This window comes from Rania fehmarnensis, assembly GCF_056494185.1.
Map to the genome: position 1 here is coordinate 1,408,999 of NZ_CM151398.1, position 24,783 is coordinate 1,433,781.

The 24,783-nt window shown below is 55.7% G+C and carries 13 protein-coding genes; 4 read left to right on the top strand and 9 right to left on the bottom strand.

Translation table 11 applies throughout. From position 1 onward, the window contains the following. Positions 1 to 355 precede the first annotated feature (355 nt). From SH573x_RS04410 to SH573x_RS04420, 3 genes are read right to left on the bottom strand one after another with little or no spacing between them, the layout of a single operon-like run. Entirely contained in the window at positions 356 to 3,514 is a 3,159-nt protein-coding gene (locus SH573x_RS04410) for an efflux RND transporter permease subunit (RefSeq protein ID WP_479353119.1), read from the bottom strand. Next, entirely contained in the window at positions 3,511 to 4,968 is a 1,458-nt protein-coding gene (locus SH573x_RS04415) for an efflux RND transporter periplasmic adaptor subunit (RefSeq protein ID WP_479353120.1), read from the bottom strand. The genes SH573x_RS04410 and SH573x_RS04415 overlap by 4 nt, the downstream gene beginning before the upstream one ends. Further along, positions 4,965 to 5,465, bottom strand: a complete 501-nt coding sequence (locus SH573x_RS04420; RefSeq protein ID WP_479353121.1) for a MarR family winged helix-turn-helix transcriptional regulator — start codon at positions 5,463 to 5,465, stop codon at positions 4,965 to 4,967. The genes SH573x_RS04415 and SH573x_RS04420 overlap by 4 nt, the downstream gene beginning before the upstream one ends. 357 nt (positions 5,466 to 5,822) lie before the next feature. On the opposite strand from SH573x_RS04420, the gene SH573x_RS04425 reads away from it, so the two are divergent. Then, entirely contained in the window at positions 5,823 to 6,563 is a 741-nt protein-coding gene (locus tag SH573x_RS04425; protein WP_479353122.1) for a protein kinase family protein, read from the top strand. Here SH573x_RS04425 and SH573x_RS04430 read toward each other — a convergent pair. The 5 genes from SH573x_RS04430 to SH573x_RS04450 form a co-directional block, all read right to left on the bottom strand. Further along, the gene (locus tag SH573x_RS04430; protein WP_479353123.1) at positions 6,553 to 7,851 is read right to left on the bottom strand and encodes a neutral/alkaline non-lysosomal ceramidase N-terminal domain-containing protein; all 1,299 of its coding nucleotides are present in this window, start codon (positions 7,849 to 7,851) and stop codon (positions 6,553 to 6,555) included. The genes SH573x_RS04425 and SH573x_RS04430 overlap by 11 nt on opposite strands. 237 nt (positions 7,852 to 8,088) lie before the next feature. Further along, positions 8,089 to 8,478, bottom strand: a complete 390-nt coding sequence (locus tag SH573x_RS04435) for a hypothetical protein (protein WP_479353124.1) — start codon at positions 8,476 to 8,478, stop codon at positions 8,089 to 8,091. Positions 8,479 to 8,615: 137 nt separating this feature from the next. After that, positions 8,616 to 10,514, bottom strand: coding sequence for a cytochrome c3 family protein (locus tag SH573x_RS04440; RefSeq protein ID WP_479353125.1), 1,899 nt, complete (start codon positions 10,512 to 10,514; stop codon positions 8,616 to 8,618). Positions 10,515 to 10,969: 455 nt separating this feature from the next. Next, positions 10,970 to 11,512, bottom strand: a complete 543-nt coding sequence (locus SH573x_RS04445) for a hypothetical protein (RefSeq protein ID WP_479353126.1) — start codon at positions 11,510 to 11,512, stop codon at positions 10,970 to 10,972. Positions 11,513 to 11,521: 9 nt separating this feature from the next. After that, the gene (locus SH573x_RS04450; protein WP_479353127.1) at positions 11,522 to 13,564 is read right to left on the bottom strand and encodes a TolC family protein; all 2,043 of its coding nucleotides are present in this window, start codon (positions 13,562 to 13,564) and stop codon (positions 11,522 to 11,524) included. A 314-nt stretch (positions 13,565 to 13,878) separates the two neighbouring features. On the opposite strand from SH573x_RS04450, the gene SH573x_RS04455 reads away from it, so the two are divergent. The 3 genes from SH573x_RS04455 to SH573x_RS04465 are packed head-to-tail and all read left to right on the top strand — an operon-like array spanning position 13,879 to position 18,951. After that, complete coding sequence (locus SH573x_RS04455; protein WP_479353128.1) at positions 13,879 to 15,825, top strand: efflux RND transporter periplasmic adaptor subunit; 1,947 nt, start codon at positions 13,879 to 13,881, stop codon at positions 15,823 to 15,825. Further along, positions 15,809 to 16,726 (top strand): efflux RND transporter periplasmic adaptor subunit, encoded by a 918-nt coding sequence (locus SH573x_RS04460; RefSeq protein WP_479353129.1) that lies wholly within the window; start codon positions 15,809 to 15,811, stop codon positions 16,724 to 16,726. The genes SH573x_RS04455 and SH573x_RS04460 overlap by 17 nt, the downstream gene beginning before the upstream one ends. After that, a complete protein-coding gene (locus SH573x_RS04465) occupies positions 16,723 to 18,951 on the top strand; it encodes a site-2 protease family protein (protein ID WP_479353130.1) in 2,229 nt (742 codons plus the stop codon). Before SH573x_RS04460 ends, SH573x_RS04465 begins: the two co-directional genes overlap by 4 nt. A 418-nt stretch (positions 18,952 to 19,369) precedes the next feature. Here the strand turns inward: SH573x_RS04465 and SH573x_RS04470 are convergent, their stop codons facing one another. Then, positions 19,370 to 24,742, bottom strand: coding sequence for a protein kinase domain-containing protein (locus tag SH573x_RS04470; RefSeq protein WP_479353131.1), 5,373 nt, complete (start codon positions 24,740 to 24,742; stop codon positions 19,370 to 19,372). Between the last annotated feature and the right edge of the window lie 41 nt (positions 24,743 to 24,783).

A 24,783-nucleotide genomic window follows, 5' to 3' on the forward strand; every position in this document is an offset into this window, starting at 1 on the left:
TGGAGAGCCGCTCTACGGGCAGGCTCCTTTTTCAAAACGCAGAGACCGCAGAGGTCGCGGAGAAAGCGCTGTCATCTCTGCGATACTCCGTCTCTCTGCGTTAAAAAACGAAACCCTCTAACCAAAGTTATTTGCGACCAATAGTCTGACTTTGTGGTTGAGCGGCCCTGGAGAGCCGCTCTACGGGCAGGCTCCTTTTTTAAAACGCAGAGACCGCAGAGGTCGCGGAGAAAGCGCTGTCATCTCTGCGATCCTCCGTCTCTCTGCGTTAAAAAACGGAACCGTCTAACCAATGTTACTTGCGCCCAATAGTCCAGCTTTGCGGTTGAGCGGCCCTGGAGTGCCGCTCTACAGGCTAAGGTTTTGTATGATCAGCCCCAGGCCAAAATCGCTCGGCCAAGCCACGCAGAATCACATAAAACGTCGGCGTCAAGAACAGTCCAAAGAAGGTGACACCCAACATGCCGCACAGTACGGCTGTCCCCAAGACCTGGCGAATTTCAGAGCCTGGACCAATGGCCGTGGCCATCGGCAATACGCCTAGAATAAACGCAAACGATGTCATCAGAATGGGACGCAACCGCAACCGACACGCCTCAGTGGCCGCTTCGAATCGATTCCGCCCCTGCTCTTCCAATTGTTTGGCGAACTCCACAATTAACACCGCATTCTTTGCCGCCAGGCCGATCAACACGATGAAGCCGATCTGTGTAATGAGGTTGTTATCCATACCTCGCGCTACGACGCCCCAGAGTGCAAAGGGCAAGCAGACAGGTGCAATGAGAATGATGGCCAGTGGCAAGACCCAGCTTTCATATTCCGCCGAGTGAACCAGGAACACGAACAAGACACACAGTGGAAAAATAAAGATCGAAGTGTTGCCAGCCAATTGCTGCTGGTAAGCAATATCGGTCCACTCAATTTGCATGCCCGGTGGCAGATGTTCCTCAGCCAGACGCTCGATGGCTGCGATGGCCTGGCTGGAACTGCGCCCACGCGCGGTGTCACCCTGGACTTCCGCTGAAGGATACATGTTGTAGCGGACGACACGATCAGGTCCACTGCGCCATTGAACGTTGACGACCGAACCCAGCGGCACCATGTAGCCCTCTTTGTTGCGGACTTTGAACAGCAGAATATCTTCCGCGTTGCGACGATACTCACCTTCGGACTGCACGCGCACTTGAAACGTGCGCCCGAAGAGATTGAGGTCATTGACATACGATGAACCCAAGTTCACTTGCAGAGCTTCGAAGATGTTGGCAATCGGTACGTTCAGCATGCTGGCCTTGACGCGATCGACATCGGCGTAGAGTTGCGGAGTCGTGGCGCGGTAGGTCGTGAACACGTTGGAGAGGTCGGGATCGCTCGCGCAGGCCGCGATCAGTGCATCGGTCGCCTTCTGCAGTTCCTTGTATCCCAGTCCTGCCCGATCTTGAACCAAGAACTTAATACCCCCGGCGGTTCCCAGGCCGCGCACCGGTGGCGGCGAGATGACAAACACCATGGCTTCGGGAATCTTCGCCAGCTGGGCTTGCAAATCAGCCTGAATCTGGTCCGCCGTGGGTCCATGATGCATGCGCTCATGGAACGGCTTGGGCATGATAAAGATCGAGCCATAGTTGGGACTGTTGCTGCGCGTAGTACCCGAATAACCCGAGTAGGAAATCGCATGCGACACGCCCGGATGACTACGAATGATCTCGACCACGCGTTTCACAACTTCGGCACTTCTCTCGACCGAAGCCCCATCGGGCAACTGCACCATCGTGATCAAGTAGCCCATATCTTGCTTGGGGATAAAGCCCGTGGGCGTTCGCTGAAATCCCATAACAGCGATGGCAATCAAGGCTGCGTACACGACCATCGGTATGGGCCAGTGCCGCACGGTCCAACCTACCGCGCGTCCGTAAGCGTGCGAGGTGAAGTTGAAGGCGCGATTGAACAAGTTGAAGAACCAACCAAACAGAAAGTTCCAAATGCGACTAAGCCAATCGGTCTCGGTTCCATGCGGCTTGAGCAGCAGCGCGCACAAAGCTGGAGCCAGCGTTAGTGAATTAAATGCGGATATCAATGTCGAGACTGCGATCGTGAGCGCAAACTGGCGATAGAACTGACCGGTCAAACCGGACAAGAAGGCAGTGGGTACGAATACCGCGGTCAAACCGACGGCGATGGCGATGACCGCGGGGGTGACTTCGATCATCGCTTTATAACTGGCCGCCCGAGGTGTCAAGCCTTTGGCAATGTGACGCTCTACGTTCTCGACCACCACGATCGCATCATCGACCACGATGCCAATGGCCAGCACCAGCCCGAACAGCGAGAGCATGTTCAACGAGAAGCCAAAGGCGGACATGGCCGCGAAGGTACCGATCAGCGAAACCGGAATGGCCATCAGCGGTATCACGGCCGCGCGCCAGTTTTGCAAGAACACTAGCACCACGATGACGACCAACGCGATCGCTTCATACAAGGTCTGTACCACCGATTCAATCGACTCGCGTACGAAGACCGTGGGATTGTAAATGATGCGATATTCGATGCCGTCGGGAAAGTTCTTGGAAAGATCCGCAATCTTGTCTTCGATGGCTTTGGCAGTGGCCAGTGCGTTGGATCCAGGCCGCTGCGCGACGATCATGGCGACGGCTGGACTCTCATCCAGCATGGCATCGGCCGCGTAATCGCGCGCACCCAGTTCGATGCGGGCGACGTCTTTGACGCGCACAATCCGACCATCTTCACCTGTGCGCACGATGATGTTGCCAAACTGCTCGGGCTCCGTCAAACGACCGAGCGTGTTGACCGATAGTTGAAACGCGGCACCACTGGGCACCGGTCGTTGACCGATTACACCCGAAGCAACTTGAATGTTCTGCTCTTGAAGACTCTTGACCACATCGCCGGCGGTCATCGACAAGAACGACAAACGTTCCGGATCGAGCCACACTCGCATGCTGTACTCGCGCAAGCCAATGATATTGATATCACCCACACCATCGACGCGAGCCAGCGTGTCCCGCAGCTGAATAAAACCATAGTTGCCGACATACAATTGGTTGTACTTGCCTTCCGGTGAGGTCAAGTGAATAACCAACAATAAGTCGGGCGATGACTTGATCGTCGTCACACCCAGGCGTCGGACTTCTTCAGGCAGGCGCGGCAAGGCAATACCGACACGGTTCTGCACCAGCACTTGTGCTTTATCGAGATCGGTACCCAGGCGAAAGGTAATCGTCAGGGCCATCGCCCCGTCGCTGGTGCACTGCGAAGACATATACAGCATGTCTTCGACGCCGTTGACCTCTTGTTCAATCGGCGTGGCTACGGCGTCGGCAATGACTTCAGGGGACGCGCCTGGGTAGCTGGCTCGTACGACGATTGTGGGTGGAACCACATCGGGGTATTGAGACACTGGCAACGTGAAGTAGGCGATCGAGCCCAAGATCAAGATGACCAGCGACACCACGGTCGCAAAAATTGGTCGATCGATAAAGAATTGCGCAAATCTCAAGGTTGAGTTCCCGCCGTTCTTGTAGGCAAGTTACCAGAAGTCGAACCAGACGTAACTCCAGGCGAACCGGCTGGTGGATCAGTGCTGGGCAAGTCCACATTGCCGGCCGTCATGCGTTTGGGGGCCAAGAGTTTATCCGGTGTCACAGGTTGATAGTCATCGGGCAGAATCTCTGGTCCAGGCGTGATCGTCTCGGCATTGACCGAGACTTCCATATTAGGACGCGCTCGCTGCTGGCCACTTAAGATCACACGATCGTTAGCCATAATGCCTTCGCGAATGATGCGCAGACCATGCGAAATCGGACCAAGGGTAACCACTTTGCGCACCACTTTATTGTTGCTATCCACCGTCAGCACAAACTTATCTGACTGATCGGTACCCACCGCCTTGTCAGGAATCAGGATGGCATCGTAGCGCGCACTACCAGGAAGTCGCAACCGCGCGAACAGGCCGGGCGTTAAATCCAAATTGTCATTGGGCAGGATAGCTCGGCCACGAATGGTACCGGTGCGTTGGTCCATGCGGTTGTCGACGAAATCGATATAGCCTTGATGCGGAAAGGTATCGCGCTCGTTGGCCAACGCCAAAAAGACCGGATTGTAGACTTCGCGACTGTTAGGTCGCTTGCCTTCGCGAACCAGTTGACCGTACTTCAGATAGGTTTGTTCATCGGCATCGAAGTAACAGTGAATCGGATTGAGCGAGACAATGGTGGTCAACAGCGTTGAATCGTTTGTTCCCCCGGAGACAAAGTTGCCTTCGGTGACAAAGCGACTGCTGATGCGCCCATCAATCGGCGCGCGAATTTCGGTGTACTGCAGATTCAATTCGGCCAACTCCAAGTTGGCTTTGGCAATGTTGACAGCAGCTTCGGCTGCGGCCACGGCGGATTTAGCGGAATCGATCTTGGCAGTGGCCACGATGACTTCGGCTTCGGATTGTGCAAACTCCGCTTCCGCAATTTCATAGTCCTGCAAGGCAGTGGCGTTTTGCCGGCGGAGGACGTCGTTGCGATCAAGTTGTTTCTTGGCTAGCTCGCGTTGAATCGACGAACGTTTGGCTTCCGCTTGAGCTTGGGCAACCGCAGCTTGAGCTTGAATCATCTGTGATTGAGCTTCAGCCAGGTTGGCTCGGTTGCGAGCCACTTCGGAATTGAAAGGGCGCTGATCGATGATCGCGATCAAGTCACCTGTGCGTACGAGTTGTCCTTCTTCGAAACTGGTCGTGGCCAGGTAACCGCTCACGCGCGAACGAACTTGGACCGTTTCAATTGGTTCGAGGCGACCGACAAACTCATCCCACTCAACAATCGGCATGACCACGGGTTGAGCGACGACGACGGTTGGCTTAGGTTTCGCTGGTGGCTGGGCCGAGGTGGGCTGGATGCATCCCGAGATGCAAAGCACGCACAAGGAAATGAGAGACAGGCTTTTGGCCCAAAACTGTTTCATGATTGCTGGCTCGCCAGGCGTTGTTCTTCTTGTCGGAAGGCAATCGTCATGCCTTGTAGAATCTTGAGACACTTGGAGACGTTTTGAGGACCGACTCCGGTAAGGGAAACTTGATTGATGCGCTTGGCCATGCTTCGGCATTTCTTCTCCAAGCTGTGACCAAGGTCTGTCAAGGTAACTCTGACCAGGCGGCCGTCGTTGGCATCTTTGCGGCGGACGATCAAGTCCGCTTTCTCCATCCGCTTGAGGATGCCTGTCAAAGTGGAGCAAGCTAGTTGCGATCGTTCGGCCAGTTCCTTGATCGTGCGGCTGTCTTCTTCGTAAAGAGCAAACAATACCAAACCCATCCCTGGCCTGAGCACATGATCCAGCTCTTGTTCGATCAACACGCGTTCGACCAAACCCACGTAAGCATAGTAAGCCCGCCCAAGATCCCAGATGATCTCGCTGGCATCATCGGTCTTGCGAGTGGGACTAGTTGTTCTTCGAACCGCCAAACGCCGGCTCCTCCGCTTCGTGGTTGGACGTAAGTAAATTCTTTCGGTACCGAAATAATATTCTAAAAGTCGGCCCGCGTCAAAAGTGGCTGCCAAGGCAGGTTGGTGGTAATCTATGTCACCTCCCCCGGCGAAGCTGGGGGAGGTCGCAGACGAGGCGTTCAGCCGAAGTCTGCGGGAGGGGGCAATGCGCCACGTTTGACTTATGCGTCCTGGACGCGCCCCTCCCGAATCTTGCTAGCGCTCGATTCGACCTCCCCAAGGCAAAGCCTTGGAGAGGTGACGTGAATCGAAATTGCAATTAGATTAGATTCGTCCAAAGTCTGGCGACTTCGGCTACAAAGAGGGCGCTTTGCGATGAACGACCAACAAACACTGCAAGATCTGATTGGTACCGGCAAGAAACTCATGCCAAAAGAAGTTGCCAGGCTGGGCATGCAGATCGCGCAGTCGCTTCACGAACATCATCAGCGTGGCACCGTGCTTGGCCATGTTCAACCGACGAGCATTCTGGTCAGCCGAGGTGCCAATGGCTTGTGGCAAGCCAGAATGAGCGATGCGGCCGTGCCGGCGGCACCTGCATTTATGTCACCCGAACAAGCAGCCGGTCTGCCGCTAGAGTTGAGGAGCGATCTGTTTTCGCTCGGCAGCGTACTCTACACCATGTGCACTGGCCAGCCACCGTTCGTTGGCCAGCCAGCGGAAGTTGTTTTGCGCCAGGTTCGCGAACAGTTTCCGCCACCCATTGAACAACTAAGCCCCAGTGTGCCGTTGGCATTGATCGGTATCATCGAAAAACTCATGGCCAAAACTGCAAGTGATCGCTGGCCCTCTGCGGCGGAAGTAGTCGAGCGATTGGATCAACTAAGCAAGGCTAAGCAACTTCAGGCCGTCAGCGATTTAAGTAGCGACACGCCAGAGCCAGTCGATCCGTGGCAGGAAAAGAGTCGGCAACTTCTGGCGGCGATAGGTATTCTGTTTGTCCTGCTGCTCATTCCGTTGGTGTGGTACAACTTCTTGGCACCCAAGAAGGTCAAACGCACAATCAGACTGGATCCAGCGACGGTCAATTCAACACCGCCGCTCCCTACTCGCTGATCTTACCCAACATGGCATAGATGGCGATCAAGGCATGGTTCATCATCTCTTCGCCTGCGCCCACAGCCACCCAACTGACCGTCGTGTCCGCGCCGTATCCACCTTCAGCTACAGCTTGAATGGTCGGGAAATACATATGATGGCCATTGCAGTATCCGAATAACAGTGTCTTGTCAGCCCGCGAGCGTTCTTTCAAACGCAATCCATGTTCGCAAAAGAACTCACCCGATCCGCCGACCAGGGCCAACTGGCGATTGATAAGGATGGTTGTTAGCTGCGGCTTGATTTGATTCTGCGCCAGTTCATCGGAGAGTGTGGCTTGAGCCAGCTCAGGAAAAAACGCTTCGCTGAAAAGTTGCAACGTGGCGGGATTGCTCAGTGGAATTCGCGTCGCATAGCTAAATGTTTCTTCACGTACATCCAGGCGAGCGCGTCGAACGGCTGCAGGCTGGATGGTTTGATGAACTTCCACCACATGCTCAGCCATGCGTCGGCCAAACAGCTCGATCGTCTTGGCATCGTCCGGAGCCGCCGGTGACAGGTCACCGGCAGCACCCTGCATGAAGATGCAGTTCGTGCCGAGTTGCTGTTCCACAGCCGCAGTCATTTGACCAGGCCAGTCACCCGAGAACCGCAAATCGGTGCCGTCGAGCATCGTCGCATGCGCTGCAAAGTTGACGATCAAAGCAATCGGTTTATCACTACTATCATCCAAGCGAATAACCGCCAGCTCAGAGTCGATGGGCTTTGGATCGAGCTTCGAATGGCGATTGCGATTGAGGGTGACTTGCTTGGATGACCAGCCAAGCTTGGCGGGTTGGGTTTGCTTGGCCGCCGAGACGATCGTTTCAATCAGCTTCTTTTCGAGTTCCACTCCATATGCGACCGCGCCGTCAAACGTGCCCTGCCCTTTGCCGAGCTGGTCCAGCAATTCGATCACTGGGCCATGATGCGTATGCGACCCACCGATCATCAGCATGTTAACCCCAGCTTGCTGCTGAATCGCCTGTCGAATGCGAACCATCATCGCATCGGTAGGTGCCCGGCCCAGATCCAGTCCGACAATGGCCAGCTTGTCTGCACCCGCATCGATCACGACGGCCTTGGCCCACAACGCGTCGCGAGTACCTGTCGACAAAGCCGCGTGCCTGGCTGCGTAACCCCACATAGGCGTCGGACTCGTCGGCGTAATATCCGCTTTGGCAAAGCCGACTTTCATCTCGGCCGCTGCTATGAACTCGCCGCAGGTCAAACATACCAACGCCAGGAGAATAGTCTTGTTCATCATTGATGCCAATCACAATCCGAAGCAGGCTCGTAGCAGCCGTCAAAGCTGTCGAAAGCGAAACTGTAGCGGCAGCCGTCAAGGCTGTCGAAAACGAAACTGTAGCGGCAGCCGTCAAGGCTGTCGAACGCTGACCAGCATAGCATGTTCGAAAAGCTTGACGCATTCCGCTACGATGCTTGTTCGAAATGCTTGACGCATTCCGCTACGATGATTGTCCGAAATGCTTGACGCCTTCCGCTACGGCGTTGGCTCAGGCAGAGCTGTGCGTGCTTGAGAAGCAGCCCACGGATCGTAATCGGTGTGCGTAACGATCAATTGGTCGGCTTCGAAGATGCGGTCAGGCTGGCGGCCCCATACATCTTTGTGACGGAATCTCCACACTTTGCCGCTGCGATAAGGATCGCAACTGCCATCAGCGGCGACAAAGAAAAAACACTTGGGTTTATACCGCTGATTCTCGGTTGACCAGGTCCAGAGAATGACCTGGTGACTTTGACAACCATCACTCCACAAGTAATGGTTCAGTTCAAATCGGTCGACATGCACAGTCGGCGGCGATTGGCCGCCGTGCCCACGTCCAAGATGACATAACAGCAACACTCCAGCGGCAAACGCGAGCTCAAGCATAATGCTTTAGTCCAATGCAGATGTTCCCTTCGGCCCTGCATTAACGTAGCGGTTCGCCTATCTGGGTTCAATACTTTGTTTTCAAAATGACGCATTGTCGTCAGTGGGGTGGCGATCCAGGTGCCCTACTCCTACTCCTACTCGAAATTTTTGCGAGTAGGAGTAGGAATGGGAGTAGAAGACACAGGCTGGAAGCCTATGCCACTGGCGGTGCGGACACGCTCTAGTTCTTGGGTGGCTTTATCAGCCTGAGTGGTACGTCCTAGGGCGCGCAGTTTGTCGACTTGCCATTGTCGCAGGACAACTTGGCCCGGATTGGCCTCGATGGCGCGAGCGATATCTTCCAGAGCTTCGTCGTGGCGCTCTAAGCGGCTCAGGGCATCGGCGCGCATGGCCAGCGTTCTGGCACTCGAGGGTTCGATGGCCAGCATCTCGGTAGCGTGCGCGACCGTCTCTGCCCACTTCGATTGACGATAAAGCGCTTCGAGCATGCCATCGAGGGCAAACTCGTTCTTGGGTTCTGCAGCGAGCGTCTCACGAAAACAATTCTCAGCTTGATCGACGAGCGACTTGTCCAAGTACAACCCGCCGAGTTTGGTCAATAGCTCTGCATCGCCAGCGTGCATCGCGCGCTGCTGTTCGAGCATTGGCAAAACGGTTGCCGGCATGGGAATGCCTTTGCGCTGACAATACATGACAGTACCAATCACCAAGGCGCGTTGCTTCTCGCTTGGCGACAACTGTTCCATGGCCGATCCAAACAGATTCAGACTGATCTCGCGCTCTTTGCCGGGTTGGGTAGGCGGATGTTCGGCAGGGGCTTCGGCATGTCGCAGTACGCGGTGATCGGTTTGGGCTACATGAGCCATATTGGACGAACTCAGCGATGGCATGTGGCAAGTCACGCAATCGTTTTGATGCTGGTCACGCTCCGCCCTCTGCTCGGTGCACGCTTCATTGGTGTGGCAACTCAGGCAGCGCTCGCGGTAGACAGCCACACGCTCCTCGGTATTTGGCACGCTATGCGGATCATGGCAGGATGTGCAACCTAGCTTACCAGCGGATTGGATGTAACATCGACTGTCGCGCATTTGCTGCACATGATTGACCGAGCGCGTGTGACCGGTCGCGGTTACCTGCGTGCCTTGGTCCAGGATGGCCCAGATATCCGATAGTTGCATGCCTGGTCGAAAGTCCAAATGCGACTTGCCGGGCCTTAACACGCGGGCCGCCGATTCCAAATGGCACTGATAACAAACAGCATCGCGCCGCTCGGCATCTAGCTTCCGCGGATTAACGATCAGATCGACTTCTGAATCGTGGTTGCCAGATCGTTCTCGAAAGGCCACATGGTTAGACCCTGGCCCATGACAACGTTCGCAGCCAATGCCAGTCTCATGGAAGATGGGTTCGGGATAAAGGTTTGCACCGGCTTGTTCGATCACGGGTCGACCACTGTGACAGGCCAGGCAATCATCGCGCACGCGGCGGTCGAAACGTCGCACATCATCGGGCACATAGCCCGGCGCCAAATTCCAAGCTTGGGATTGGCGATACCAATTGATCGGTGACATAAAGAGCAAATGGCCACGTCGTTCCAAATAGGCTCGTGCCCGTCTGCCGGAACCAACCACATACGTCATAGCGTGACCTTGAGAGTAGATCAGCTGCCCCTGGTCATCGTAGGCTCGCTCGCTATGAACCAGTTTGTTTACTGAGCCCTCGACCGTCAGGCCTCGTTGCTTGCCCTCGATGGACGCGGGCAAGGACGACTGATAGATCGCCGGATCATCATCGCCAAGCAATCGCGTCGAGATGGCCATCGGATGGTGAGCAAATTGCTCGGACAGTTCCGCATGACAATCGCGACATTTCAGGCTGCCCACGAACTGGATGTCTTGACTTTGCGATACATGAGGTAAGATGGAAGAGTGAGTGCTGCTGGTCTTCCGCGGCTGCCACAGAAAGATGGACGTACTCGCCATCAGCACCATAAGTGCGATGAAAAGCGCGAGAAGACCACGTTGACGAGCCATATAGCCGGGCATTCTCACAGTGATTAAGGTCAATCAAGAGAATCGCCACTGCGTTCTCGTCCATCAGACTACGGGTAACCGCAATCGGGACCAAGTCGACGCTCAAAGCTATTTCACATATGTAATCTTTCGCTATGCTTGATGAGCGATTTGTCATAAATCGCAGGTAAGGATCTTCACTGGTTGTCGACTGGCGAGTCAACGCCAAAGAGTTTGCTTTACCAATCGAGACGCATAAGATTAAAAATGTATGACGCTCGCTGAGGGGCCACCCTCGGGTGGTTGCGAGTGTCAACACGCTGTCAGCCACAAGGATGTCATCGGGCGGCATTCTTGCTGGCTGACATGCTTTTATGTCTCCTTTCGCTCTGCGAAAGGCCAGCATCTTTTTGCCAAGCAAAAGACAGACTAACACGCTCTGCGAATGCCAAGTCCTTTTGCGGAGCAAAAGGAGACTAATTCGACGGGCTGAAGACTTCGCCTACGGCGGACTGGCCAATCAATGTTCGGCCTTGCCAGGGGACGCAGTTGCCTGGGCGATGGTGACCTAGAGTCCAGACATGCTCATACGGATGCTGAGTCAATAATTTGTAGGGCATCAAGGCAGCTGAGGTAAAGAAATGCGCCGAGGCTGCGGCCGGTTGAAATAGGCGATAAGTCCCAACCCCGTAACGTTCAAGATTCGGCTGCTCGAAGTATAACGGTCGGTGTTCAAAGGCTGGCGTATGCCACAAATAGACTTCTGGCACGGGAGCGCTCGATAGTCGCACAGGCGCGGCAAGTTGAAAGGTCGTGCTCGGCGATGGATGAATTTTCGCAAATAACTGAGTCGGTTCTTGTAATGGACCTATCATCGATTCGGTCTTCAGCTGCGCAGGCTTAGCCGCATCTTTACTCTGGCCACGGTCTGGTGTTTGCGAATTGGCCGCCGACGCCCCCAGATTCATGGCCCCGAATATGACGCAAACGATGATTCGAATTGTGCGTGCAGAATACATAGTCTGGACTTAGTTCTGAGGCTCGACGTTGATAGCGGGCACAGATTCAAGCGGCAACTCGGGTAGTGCCGCCGCCGGTGGAGCCACTTCCATAATGCGCTCGATCGTTTGCGTCGGAACTGGTAGTGACTCAGTTACTGGCGTGCTACCCAGTGGCTTGCCAATCACTGGGTCGCGCACGGGTGGGTTGTGGTCGAAGTTGCGGAATTCAATGCGCTCGGCTGCGTCCTCGTTCGCCTTCCGTGTTGACATCGATTCTGCCAGCGTGACGTTGCAGTACTCCAGCAGGCTGCCCTTTTCGTAATTCACATTGCGTAGAGCCAGCACGTATTCAACTTCCGCCTGGTGGTAACGCAGACGTGCATCCAGGAGCCGACGGTGCGTTTCTAGTCGCACATCCAGTTCAGCTCGTTCCGCGTCGTCACGCGCATCGATTGCATTGAGTTGAGTAACAATCGCATCGAGTCGACGCCGCTGGAGTTGCAGATTCTCATGAGCCCGTTTGGCTTCGTTGAGCGCGTTGCTCAGACCAAAATGCACATAACGCTCTTGCTCTTTCAGGACTTCCATCTCGCGAGCCAGCGCTAATCGCGAGTTCTGGACCGCCGCCGCCGCTCGGCGGAAACCTACCGGCATGTTGTACTCGATACCTGCTTGCCACTCTTGATATTGACCACCGTACAGGCTGGAGGTGGCCGAATCACTACCGTATAGATCTTCGCCGAAGCCGCGCATTCGGTAGCGACCAATCACATCCAGTTGTGGCTTCAAGAAGTTGCGATTGCCGATCAACTCCAGCTCGCGCTGTTTGATAACCCAACGTTGACGACGCAGTTCTTCACGTCGCTGCAAAGCTTCGGCGATACTGCTGTTCCAGTCGAATGTCACCGGTGCGGCAGCAGGCGAATCGCTGGGGCGAATCAGGCGACCATCGTTGATGGGCAAGCCGATCATCAAACGCAGTTTGCGCTCTGATATTCGTAGACCACCATTGTTGCGAAAAGTGCCTGGTGCACTGCCGTTGTTGGTGCGCGTTCCATCGATGGGTCGTCCGTTCAGCGAATCAATCACTTCCGATTGAAAGCGATACACTTGCTCTTCCGCCTGAGCCAGCTTCCCAATGGATGTCGATTCTTTAGGTAGTCGATCCAGCGTTTGCTGTGCGATATCGCGCACGGCGATTCGCGACTCCAAATCGCGATAGGCGTAATACAGATCCCAATAAGCGTTTTCAACTTCGGTCACCAGATCGCGAACGCCGCGCTGAAAATCCACCAGGCTGATATCAGTTCGCGATCGAACTAGTAGTACACCGTTCAATTGGCCCGCAGCCGCACCTGGACCAGCAATGCGATTGAATTCTGTTCCAGCTCCCTGAAGCAGCGGTTGCCGCATTTCGGCTTCCACATATTGATCCCACGAGTCAAACGGAAAACGATTGGAGAGTTGATTATTGCGATCGTAAATGGTGATGCGTCGCAAAGTCGATTGACCGCCTGTGGCCAAACGCTTGTTGATGCCCATCTGCAGCGTATTGAGGTCTTGTTTAAATTGACCATTGCGTCCAAAGAACTGGTTATTCAAACCGCGATCGTTGCGTTCGAAGTAATCGCTCACGAACAAGTTGGCATCGAACGCGCTGAGAGCTGCCTCTTCGCCGGCTCGCGGATCGCTAAATACTAGTGCTGGATCCAGATTGGATCCAATCGTTTGCGGCGAGCGTATGATGGTACCACCCAAGTCACGGAGCACGTGCGAAGACTGAAGTGCTTGATGAATGCACTCTTGCAGGCTCAGGGGCAAGAGATGCTCGGCGATCAACTGCGACTCATCCAAGTCCAGCGGCGAAACTGGTTCCGCCATCATGCCCGCACGCGGCGGGCAAATGTTGGCTTCGTTGAGAGAAAGTTGCGTGGGACCATCGGCCGGAAACTGGCACGCCTGCAGATCAGGCGGTTGGCTGAAATACAGATTGTCGCGCCGCGCAATACACCCGATTGCGCTCGCCAGCGCTGTCAACCACAAGCTGAGAATGAGTCGTGTCGAGCGCATTCTCTCCTGCTTGCTGACCAGGGGTGATTGGTCGAGGTTAGTCAAACTAAGTGAAACGGGAGATATACGACAATCTAGCGGCGCGTCAGGGTTGGCCTATGGGCACGCAGACCTTCGGCCATCTAAGGCAGTGTTTCGACGCCTGGCAAACAGCCAGTTCAGTAAATTCGAACGATTAGACAGACTGTGCCGAAAATTCAGGCGATGCGCGGCCAGCCATCAAACCGATCCAGTGATCGATGTTACCAGGATTGCGTAAATTACTTGGATGGCAAGTAGAATGAGGGCTGGTCAATTTTCCAGTGAGCTTTTCAATGCTAGCCCCAAATCGACTGCAGCAGATCGATCAACTGCTCAATGAGCTGGAGGGGTTGGCACGTAGTGACATGCCGTCGCAAAAGTACTGGTGTTTGTTGCTCGAACGTTTGCAACTGACCATAGGTGCCGGTGGAGCCGAACTGCTCATACCGTTGAGCAATCCCAGTGACGACACGCTTTGTCTGGCTTCAGTTGGAACGCAGCCAACCGAGCTACGCTCCGTCTTGCTTCGCACGCTCAATAGTGGTGGCCAACCGAACCACCTGGTCGGCCAGCTTGATTCAATTCAGTGGTTAGCAGTGCCTGTGCGTCCTGGGCAATACCACTGCGGTTGTTTGCTGGTGAGCTTAAAAGGGACAACCTCAGTTGAACAGACCACGGCGCTGATCGATTTACTCCACGCATTCGCCGAGATCGCAGGTATGCGACAACTGGCCGATGTTGAGCGATTGTTCGGCCAGCGCTGGCACATCATGGAAGAGGTTTGTCGCCAATTACCTGCGAGTACTCACGTCGCACAATCGCGAACCATCTTAGTCAATCAGTTGGCTCGACTGTTGGGGGCGGCTCGCGTGGGGCTGGTCGGTCGAACGTTTCTCGATGGCTGGCAGCTTGTAGCCATAAGCGGTATCACCAGCATCGATCGTTCGCTAACGCCCATCCAACAATTACAGCGCGACGCTACCGAGGCGGCTCGCCTGGCCAAGTGCCTGAGCTTTACGGCCGCCGAGCAGGCGTCAAGCGATATAGAAACCAAGCTGACTAGCAGCCCAGCCTTGGATGCATCAGGACTATTCCAGAATCGCTTAATCGTACCGTTGGAGAGTGGCCCTGTCAGCAAAAGGTGGCAGCACCAGGTGACCATCGAATGGGCGACAACGGAGGCGATGCTGTCGGCGCTTCCTGCCGTGTCGTTGGCCCTGCCCGTGCTCTCAGCTAGTTGGCATCAACAGGCACAGTGGCTGAGCATGCCGGTTTGGTTACGCTCAATTCGACTTGGCCCAAATTGTTGGCCGCGGTTGCTGCGTCGCTCGATCGGCTGGTTGCTGGTGTTAAGCATTTTGTTCGCAGCCTATCGCACCTTGACCAGTCCACAAACGTTAATGATCGAAGCGCCCGCAGTTTTGGAACCGCAAGTCAAACGTTCTCTGTTCGCGCCGGCTGATGGCTATGTCGATCAATTGCATGTGAGCGATGGCCAGCTGGTGCATAGTGGCCAGTTGGTAGCCAGTTTGCGCTCACCCGCTTTGGAATTGCAGATCGAAGAGCTGCAAGGTGATCTGCGCGCCGTGCTGGAGAAGCACAGTGCCCTGCGCGTGGCTATCAACCAGGTAGACCCTGCTGCTCGCGATGCGTTGCTCTCGCAAAGTCGCTTGTCAGCCGAAGTGGCCGAGTTGACGGTTCGCGAAAAAAATCTCCGGGCGCAGCTGGAATTCTTGCAGGCGGAGAAGGATAAACTCCAACTCGTGTCGCCCATTGATGGTCTGGTGGCGACGCGGCAATTGGAACAGCAACTAACTGGACGGCCGGTGCGTCGCGGCGATGCCTTGCTGACCATTCTGGATTTGAATGGTCCTTGGCAACTACGGCTACGCGTAGCGGATCGTGATTCGGGTTATGTACGTCGCAAAGTGGCGGGCACCGCCTGCGATGCACGCCAACTCGAATTCGTGCTCGACAGTCTTCCCGAACGACGCTTTACGGGAGAAGTCCAATGGGTCTCCGATGTAGTGCAAAACGATCAAGGCTGTTTCGTGGAGATACATGCTCAGGTCGACCGCCAGGTTGTGGATCAATCGCGCATGGGCGCAGGTGCCGCAGCCTGGTTTGATTGTGGCCAGCAACCATTGTGGTTTGTGTGGTGTCGTCCGCTGGTAGAGGCTGCCCAACGAAAACTATGGCTGGATCAGCCAGAAGGAAGCAACCATGCGCGCGAAGAATAGATGTGCGATGAAGCTTGGCGTAAGCGCTGGCTTAACCTGGTTATGCACGCTGGCCAGTTGGTCTTATGTGCCGTCAGTTGCCAAGGCGGGTGACCCTCCGCGTTTAGAAGTTAGTAGCGCTATCCTGAAGACAGTTGAATCCACCACGATTGCAGCCCAGGCAGCGGGCGTGATCGAGAGTATCCAAGTCAAAGAGGGACACTCGGTGGTTGCGGGGCAAGAGCTGGGCCGCATCCATGACGCAGCCGTGCGCCTGCAAGTCGAACGAGCGAAAGCAGCCGTCGAAGTTGCCAAACAGAAACAAAAAAACGACATCGATCGTCAACTGGCAGTCAAGAGCCTGGCTGTGGCAGACAACGAGTATGGGCGCGCACAGGCTGCCAATCGTCGCGTTAAGGATACGTATACGATTAATGAACTCGACCGTTTAAAGCTAGTGGTTGATCGCAACAAGTTAGAGGTCGAGCGGGCCGACAATGCGCGTGTCTTGGCGGGCCTGGAAGCCAACATCACCGATACCGAGTATCGACAAGCGCTGGAATTGTACGAACGTCATCGTCTGACATCAGCCGTCAGTGGTGTGGTCGTTTCGGTCGAGAAACATGTGGGCGAATGGGTCGAACCGGGAACCGCTTTGTTACGAGTGGAACGTGTCGATCGTTTGCGTGTCGAGGGCTTTGTGAGTGCCAACGATGCGGTTCGCAATTTAGTCAAGCAACCGGCCCAAGTTATTTTCGAAGGACCTAACGGTCCGGTTGAGTCTCAGGGCATCGTGGTCTTTGTGAGTCCTATTATCGATCCGATTTCGGCCACCGCGCGTGTGTTCATCGAGATCGATAATGCTGATAACCAACTACGCTCGGGTCTGAAGGTCAAAGCCACTATCGAGTTAGTGCCATGATTCGCAGTGGCGAGACCGGAATTTGTTTTCGGCCCGACATTGAATGGACGAGCCAGGAGGGCGGCCAGCGCTGGGTAGCTCGCGATCCACTGAACGGGCGCTTCTTTTATTTCAGTCAGTTAGAAAAAGATGCAGCTGCCTTGATGGATGGACAGCGCGGCCTGGTTCAGATCGCCCACGCGCTTGCTCAGCGCTATCCACTGGAGTTGCCAGGCGCAGAGTGGTTGCGAGTCCTGGTATCAAAACTGGCGGCTAGTCAATTGCTCATGCCTGCTACCGCTGGCGCGGTCGAATCGCTGCTGAAAATCAGCCAGCGCGCCAGGCAAACCTGGTGGCACCGACTGGCCAGTCCGCTGAGTGTACGTCTGCCGCTTATTAATCCGCTGTCGACTCTGTTGCGGCTAAGACCGGTCGCGGTTGTCCTGTTCAATCGCTTCAGTGTTGCGTTTGTGCTAACGGCTGCTTGTGTGGCTGCATTGTTGGTCTGCATCCGCCTGGTGCGCGAGCCAGCGTTACTCTCGCTCGACGTGGCTGCGATTCAAGGTGATCGCTGGTTTTGGATGTTTGTGTGTTGGGTGCTGATAAAGTCTTGCCATGAGCTGGGACATGGATTGGCGTGCGTATACTTTCATGTGCGCTGTAGCGAACTGGGCTTATTGTTTCTGATGTTTACGCCTTCACTGTACTGTGATACGACCGATGCCTGGCGGCTTAGTTCGCGTTGGCGGCGTGCAGCCATCGCAGCTGCGGGCATTTATGTCGAAGTGATTCTGGCTACGCTGGCCGCGTTGACCTGGCTGACCACCAGTCCGTCATCAGCGGTGCATGCCATCGCAGCCAACGTTATGATCATTTGTTCGGTGAGCACATTATTGATCAATGGCAACCCACTGCTGCGATATGACGGTTACTACATTTTGAGCGACTGGTGGCGCGTGCCCAACTTGAGCATGCAGGCGCAACAGGCTAGCCAGCAATGTTTGATTGGTTGGCTAACTGGGAACGATGCAAGACAAGTTACAGGACCAGCAGGTAAGGGCTCAGCTGGCCGTTGGTCACTGGATAGTCCAGCGTGGATGCTGGCTGTGTATCACTGGCTATCTTGGGCTTACCGCATGTGGCTGTTGGTCATGATTCTCTGGTTCGCCTGGCAGTTGCTGGTGCCGTGGGGGTTGGGGCTGGCGTATTGGTTCATGGCTTTCGCGACTGGGTTGGGTTTAATCCTGACAGTGGTGCATCGGCTGCGGCAGTTCTACTCTGATTTGCGTAACACGCGTGGTCTGAAGTTCACGCGTGGAGTGGTGACGTTGGCGGCTCTCGGATTAGGTGTTTACTGGGTAGCTCTGGTACCGATGCCCGTCTATGTCCGAGCCCGAGCAGTTACGGACTACAGCGACAAGCAACCGATCTTTGCCATCGATACAGCCACGCTAGTCGAGAGTGCCCCTCTAGGACAAGAATTGGAGGCTGGTACCAAGCTGGTACAGTTTGAGTCGCCAGCCAAACAACTGGAACGCTTACAGGTACTTGGTGAGATCGCTCTGCTGGAAACGAAGTTGGCATCGCTCCGTCAGCTAGTCACATATGACGCTTCGTCTGGCTATGAAATACCAGCCCAACAACAGTTGTTGGCCGACCGTCGCGCAAAACTGCAGTTGCTCGATGACGAACTAGCGCGATTCCAGCAGTCCACGGATAGACGAGGCAAGTTGCTATTGAACTCGGCCCCGCTGGCGCGACCATTGACTGCGCCTGAGCATTGGCCCTGGTCCGCCGGTCCATTGGCTGAGATGAATCGCGGGTGCGTGGTCGAGCGTGGCAATCAAGTTGGTTGGTTCAGTTCGTTGGAGCAGACTGAACTGATTGCCCTGGTATCGCAGCAGGATGTGAAGCAGCTGGCCATGCAGATGCCCGTAGCCTGTCGTTGGGACAGTGAGGTTGGCTCGATCATCACTGGCCGCATCGTGCGCATCGCGCCCGACCCAGTTGAGGTGTTGCCGGATGAACTCTCCGGTGATGCCGAAACTATTTCAACGCGCCGGCCTGACGGCAGGCTTGCACCTTCCACGCCGCACTATGCCGTTACGATTGTGCTGGACCAACATCATGCGCAGACTCCTCCCTGCCAAGGCTCGCTGGCCACGGTGCGTATTCAAGTTAGCACCCAACCGCTGCTTACCACGCTTATTCACAATCTGAGGCTGGTTGTCCGAGGTTCATGGTAGGGTCACCTCTCCCGCGCAGCCGCGCAGCGGGGGAGGTCGCAGACGAGGCGTTCAGCCGAAGTCTGCGGGCGGGGGCACAGCGCTAGGCAAGACTCCTGCGGTACTAACCACCTCCACTGCCAAGACCCCTCCCGAATCTCGCAAAGCCTCGATTCGACCTCCCCAAGGCGAAGCCTTGGAGAGGTGACGTCACCTCTCCCGCGCAGCGGGGGAGGTCGCAGACGAGGCGTTCAGCCGAGGTCTGCGGGCGGGGGCACAGCGCTACGCAAGACTTCTGCGGTATCAACCCCCGGCACTTCCAAGACCCCTCCCGAATCTCGCTACGGCTCGATTCGACCTCCCCAAGGCGAAGCCTTGGAGAGGTGACGTCACCGCCCCCGGCGCAAAGCGAGAGGGGGAACACCGAAGTGGAGACAGCTTAATTCGATAGCCAGCCAAATACGCGTTTCTTGGCATCGGCACTTATCAAGGTGGTGCCATCGACACTAAAGCGCGTCAGCAAGATGGCCGCGCCGCGATGGCCTTCTAGCTCGTAGAGTTCTTTCGGGCGGTCGTCCCAAGTCGGTGTGGCATACCAGATCGTGACAGTGCCTGCCGGATCGCCGCTGGCAATGATCGAATCCCGCGGGCTGACTGCTATGCGAGCGCCTTTGGCGATGCGTTCGCGATCTACAGGGCGCTCGCGGGGTTGATCAAGCGAAATGAATTGCAAGGCACCTGCCTCTGTTGATTCAGTCTGCAGTAACAAGTGTTTAATCGTAGGTGTCTCTGGATCTCGCCAGTTTTCTTGAAGGAAATTCAACGAGGCGATGCGCTCGTTGGCGTCTAAGTTGGCGGTGGAAGGTAACGGCTGCGCAGCGCCTTGGCTGATGATATCGATGTGCCCATCGAGTTTGATTACAGCGGCGGTACACGGTAGCCATGGGTCCCACGCCACGGCCGCGCCACCGGCAATCGTCAGTTGCTCTTGACCCGATGTCGCGTCCAAGAGAGTAACGCTGGATTCATTATCCGTGGCGCGCAAGACAGCCAGCTGAGTTCCATCGGGCGATAATTCGATTTGTTTGGCACCACTTACTTGGAAGGCACAAGGCTTCCAAGCTACCTGCTGCAGATCACGGGCGTCAAATTGCACTAGCGTTCCATCCGCTTGTAACAAGTACAGCAGGGATGCATCGCGGTTGCCAGTCGCATCCACGACCTCCGTTCTACCAAAGCTCTTCAGCTGACGCGAGCCATCATGCAGACCAACCACATGCGCGGAACTGGTGGAGATGAACGTCTCGTGTTGCGTGCGCCGCAGCGCGAACACTTGATCTGTATCGACTTGCAAACGGTCATGGAAACGATCTGTTAGTTGCGATTCCGGGCCACTCGAGTCTAGCCAGTAAAGTCCAGCCAGTTTCTCATGACTAACCAAGCTCGGCTGAGCGCCGCCGAGTTGCAAAACGGTGCGCTGCGTAGAACCAGCAGCACCCCGCGCCCGGCGTACTATCGTCAACTGCCGACCGCTACCAGAGCTGGAAATGCCCATGTCGATGTCGGCATGGGACCTGACTCGCAACACTCCTTTGGAAAGCGAATCATACAACGCGCGCGACTGCGCATCGCCTTCAAGCTTGTGGCTAGACCACTGAATTTTCAACTGGGAACCATTCCACTTCAGGATAGCCACGGCACCCGAGGTGAAACTCAAGCAGAACTGTTGGCCATCGGGGCTCCATATGCCTTGCAGTGGTGTATCGTTGGCGGTGGTCAGGCCGTACTCGCGCGGGCTCTGATTCCATTGGCTGAGATTGTTTAGATCGAGCATCCGCAGGGCACCGGACCGCATGACCAGTAACAATAGATTCGGTTTTTGCGGATGAGCCACGGCGAAGTAAGTGCCAAACTTGTCACCGGTGAAAATCTCGCGACCATCCAGGGACAGCAGTCGCGTCGTGTGATCACTGGCCAACAAAATTGCCTGGCCGTTATTGACCAAGGATATCCGTGGTTGAATGCCGCCGATCGACCGCTGTGCCTGGCCATCCCTGCGCTGCGTGGATGGCTGCGAATCAGCAGGACCCGTGTCTGCCTTCAACCGCAGTCGCTGACGCATCGTACCGCTGTGCAAGTTCCAAACGCAAACCTCCCAAGGCTGATCATCGTTTTGCAGATAAGCCGCTTCGACATTGGCCAGTTGGGCAGCTGTTACCAACACGCCCGCATCATGATCTACCGCGCAGTCAACAAATTCAGCACCCGGAGTATGCCCCAGGTAACTGAAGCGTTCACCGGCAAGTTCAACAGTGCGTCCGGTCTTCAAATCCCATCCTTCGATGACGCCAGTTTGCGCAACAGTTAGCGCCAAGCCCGCAGGTGTCGTGAAGACATCGACTATGGGTGCGACAAACGGATTGGGCCGCACTCCATCGCTGTGCAATCGTCTGAGTTGTCGACGATTTTTTTGCTGGGCAATATTCCAGGCAATCGAGTGACCCGCGGAGTCAATGCCCAGGACCTGCCCCGGTGCGGTAAAAGCTACGTGCGCCAAATTCTCCGCAGTTCCCAGCAGATAAGTATCGTAGCTCCAACCCGAGGACTGCTCGTAATTCCAGATGTGGGCAACTGGTTCGGCGCTCAGCGTCAGCATCTGTCCTCGATCCAGGACGATCTTCTCCACGGCCGTGCGATGTTGGCTGGGTTGAATCTCCACTGCGTCATCGACTTGACCAAGCAAACCAGCTTGAGCTGCTCCGAGTTTGACCTGAGCTGTGAACAGTTTGCCATTGCCAGTACCAACGATCAATTCTTTGCGCGATGCATCGTAAGCGACCGCACTTACATTGCCCGCCAATGGCTGGCCGGTGGCGATGACGCGACTGCTGTTGGGTGTAGCCAGATCGATGGCATACAACGTCAAGTCATCGGCGGCCTTGCCGGGCAACTGTGAGGCCAACAGTGCCTGACCATTGCCAATGACTTGCAGTGATTTCAATCGGCCGCGGATTTTTTTGTATTGTTGCTGCGAACCAGGTTGTTCGAACCATTTGTCCTGGCGCTTCCACAGCCACATCCCATCGTTGATGCCGGCTAATAGATAGTTGCCATCTTGGCTGTAGGCAAAGCCTTGCAGTGAATAACCCGCTGCGTCGGCAATCGGCTGCGGGGCGATGGTGGGTTGACCAGCCGTAAGCGGCCAAACGCAAAACTCACTGGCGCCCGCGCGAGTGAAACTGAACACGACTTCGTCGCCTTGCGGTGCAATGGCCACAGCATCGACTGTGGCTTGAGCCTCATTATGAACAGCTACGCTTTGGAGTCCCTCTGGGGTTAAACGAAACACTTGAATTTGACCACTGGCAGTGCCGACGACACCCAGGCCTACGCCAGCTGCGTAGTCGAGCGATCGTGCTCCGCTGCCAAGTTGCGATTGAGGCAAATCAGCTCCGGCGAGTAGATTGACGCGTTGCCAGGCCCAGTTATCCGGCTGCGGGCTCTGCTTGCCAAACGCCTTGGCCGACGGGCCTTTCAAGTTGGTTAGGCTTTGTCGCGCAGCTTTGACATCGAAGGATTCGAGCTGACTCTTGGCTAGCCCCAAGGTGGAACGATATTGCTCCAGTTGAGTTTGTGCGGCGTTGCGTTCGGCTTCATCGCGAGCTAGTACGGCTTGCTGTCGCTGACTATTGGCCTCAGCTTCGTTCTTTAAAGCCCGCTCAGCTTCGATGCGAGCCTGCTCCGCATTTTCGTCTGCTTCTTTTCGGGCTTCGATTGCTTCGGCAGCACTCAATCGAGCCGACTTCGCGCTCTCTTCAGCCTTTTCGCGTTGCTGTTTAGCTTCGCCTTCTGCTTTGCGGGCAACCAGGGCGTTCTGCTCAGCCACGAGTTTTTGCGTCTCAGCCAATTGCTTGGCCTCGGTGGCTTCACCCAAAGCCACTACCGCCACGCTGCGTTGCAGCCACGCATAGACGGCGGCAGTCGAAGATACGGCGATACCCACCAGTACGATGGCCGCTACTAATCTTCGCAGACTCTTGAGTCGCTTTTCGCGACCGTCGACAACCTGTTTGCCTCGGACCGCTTGTTCGTACAGAGCTGCTTGCGCGGGATCTTGTCGATCGAGCGATTGCATGGCCAAGTCATAGTCGCCCTTGTCGACAGCGCATTGACCATAGGCCAGTTGAGCTCGCTGCAGACCACTGATGGCCGAAGTGTTTTCGGGCCACAATTCGACAGCATCACGAAATCCAAACACGGCTCGCGAAAAGAGGCCGTAGTGTTGTTGCGATTGGGCTTGATGCAGCAGTTCCTCGGCGCGGCTGGCTAACGTGACGCTCTCTGCGTGACGTCGGTACTGGCGCAGGGCGGCTTGAAACTCACCGACTGTGCGGTAACGCTCGTCGGGTTTGGTGGACATCGCTTTCATGGCGATGGGCAACAAGGCATCGTCGCCTTCGAAGGGAGTAATCTCGTTGCGCGCAGCAGCCCGCAGGCAATCGGAAACGGTCTTGCCTGGATGGGGAGGACGACCGGCGATGATCTGATAGAGCATCGCACCCAAGATGTAGATATCGCTGGCCGGCCCGATCAACTTGACCGAATGCAAGGCCATCTCGGGTGCCATATAAGTCGGCGAGCCACCTGGACCATAACTGGTACCTCGTTTGATATCGATGGCCATGCCCCAGTCGGTGACATACACTTCGCCGAAGGGACCCAACATCGTATTGGCTGGTTTCAAATCGCGGTGCACGATGCCGCGCGAATGGGCAAACGCAATGGCATCGTTGACTTTGGAGAGAATATCTAGATTCTCTTCGCGCGACTTGGTCGCGATTACATCTTTCCACTCGGTGCCGGTGATCAACTTCATCGAGTAGAACAGCATGCCATCTTCGGTGGCGCCCAGTTCATAGATCGGCACGATATTGGGGTGATCCAAATCTGCGGTGATCTGTGCTTCATAGAAGAACTTGCGTTTGTTGTCTTCGTTGCCTTGCATGTTGCCCTTGATAGCCTTGAGGGCTACCAGGCGATCGACGTTGGTTTGGCGTGCGGAGTAGACAACGCCCATTCCGCCTTCGCCGACTTTCTCGGCGATGATGTAATCGGCCGCTTGTGCCCCAGCGCTATTGGGCTCGACCACGCGCCGCACGGCTACACGCTGAAACAGTGCGTCGGATGCTAAAGCTTCGTTGCCGCGGAGTGTATTGAGCGGATTATTGCTGGAACCGGCTGCGTCATCCCACAGTCGTTTCAGCTTGCCTTCGGTACCAGCCGTGCCGTGAGCCCGGCCTTCCAACGCATGATGTAGTTGGCTCTCCGAATACATCGATGTCCGCTGCTGGTCACCGCCCGGAGCCAGCGGGAAGAGAACGGTTCCAATATCGTCTCCGACGGCCGGCGTGGAAACCGAGTCGAGTGTGATATCGATGTCCGCAGCCGCCCTCAGGTCACCCGTGCTGAGAATCGATGTTTCGTCCAGATGCAACGGGCTGGTCGATTGAAGGTCGGTGTTGGTGTCATCACCTGCGGCATCAAAACCCAGGGCCTGCTTCAGCGTGCCTGAGACCTCCAATGTCTGATCGATATCGGCCGCTTGGGGAACAGAGTCGATCGTGGCATCCAAGTTCGCGTTATTAACCGTGAGATCGGCTGGATTGGTTGACTCGGTCGAGGCGGCACGATTTATTTGCTCCAGCAACTGGGGATCAACAATCAGCGTCGCTTCCAAATCGCCAGGCGTTTGCTGGATGAGCTGGGACAGGTCCCACCCACAGGCCGAACATTTCGCGGTGTTACTAGTCATTTCAGCTTGGCAGCGAAGGCACTTAGGCATCGTGAGCGCTC

What these genes read in the sequence shown, in the direction of transcription:
- SH573x_RS04465 (WP_479353130.1), top strand. Translation starts at nt 16,723, where the DNA reads ATGATTCGCAGTGGCGAGACCGGAATTTGTTTTCGGCCCGACATTGAA.
- SH573x_RS04440 (WP_479353125.1), bottom strand. Translation starts at nt 10,514, where the DNA reads ATGGCTCGTCAACGTGGTCTTCTCGCGCTTTTCATCGCACTTATGGTG.
- SH573x_RS04435 (WP_479353124.1), bottom strand. Translation starts at nt 8,478, where the DNA reads ATGCTTGAGCTCGCGTTTGCCGCTGGAGTGTTGCTGTTATGTCATCTT.
- SH573x_RS04450 (WP_479353127.1), bottom strand. Translation starts at nt 13,564, where the DNA reads ATGCGCTCGACACGACTCATTCTCAGCTTGTGGTTGACAGCGCTGGCG.
- SH573x_RS04460 (WP_479353129.1), top strand. Translation starts at nt 15,809, where the DNA reads ATGCGCGCGAAGAATAGATGTGCGATGAAGCTTGGCGTAAGCGCTGGC.
- SH573x_RS04430 (WP_479353123.1), bottom strand. Translation starts at nt 7,851, where the DNA reads ATGATGAACAAGACTATTCTCCTGGCGTTGGTATGTTTGACCTGCGGC.
- SH573x_RS04455 (WP_479353128.1), top strand. Translation starts at nt 13,879, where the DNA reads ATGCTAGCCCCAAATCGACTGCAGCAGATCGATCAACTGCTCAATGAG.
- SH573x_RS04425 (WP_479353122.1), top strand. Translation starts at nt 5,823, where the DNA reads ATGAACGACCAACAAACACTGCAAGATCTGATTGGTACCGGCAAGAAA.
- SH573x_RS04470 (WP_479353131.1), bottom strand. Translation starts at nt 24,742, where the DNA reads ATGACTAGTAACACCGCGAAATGTTCGGCCTGTGGGTGGGACCTGTCC.
- SH573x_RS04445 (WP_479353126.1), bottom strand. Translation starts at nt 11,512, where the DNA reads ATGTATTCTGCACGCACAATTCGAATCATCGTTTGCGTCATATTCGGG.
- SH573x_RS04415 (WP_479353120.1), bottom strand. Translation starts at nt 4,968, where the DNA reads ATGAAACAGTTTTGGGCCAAAAGCCTGTCTCTCATTTCCTTGTGCGTG.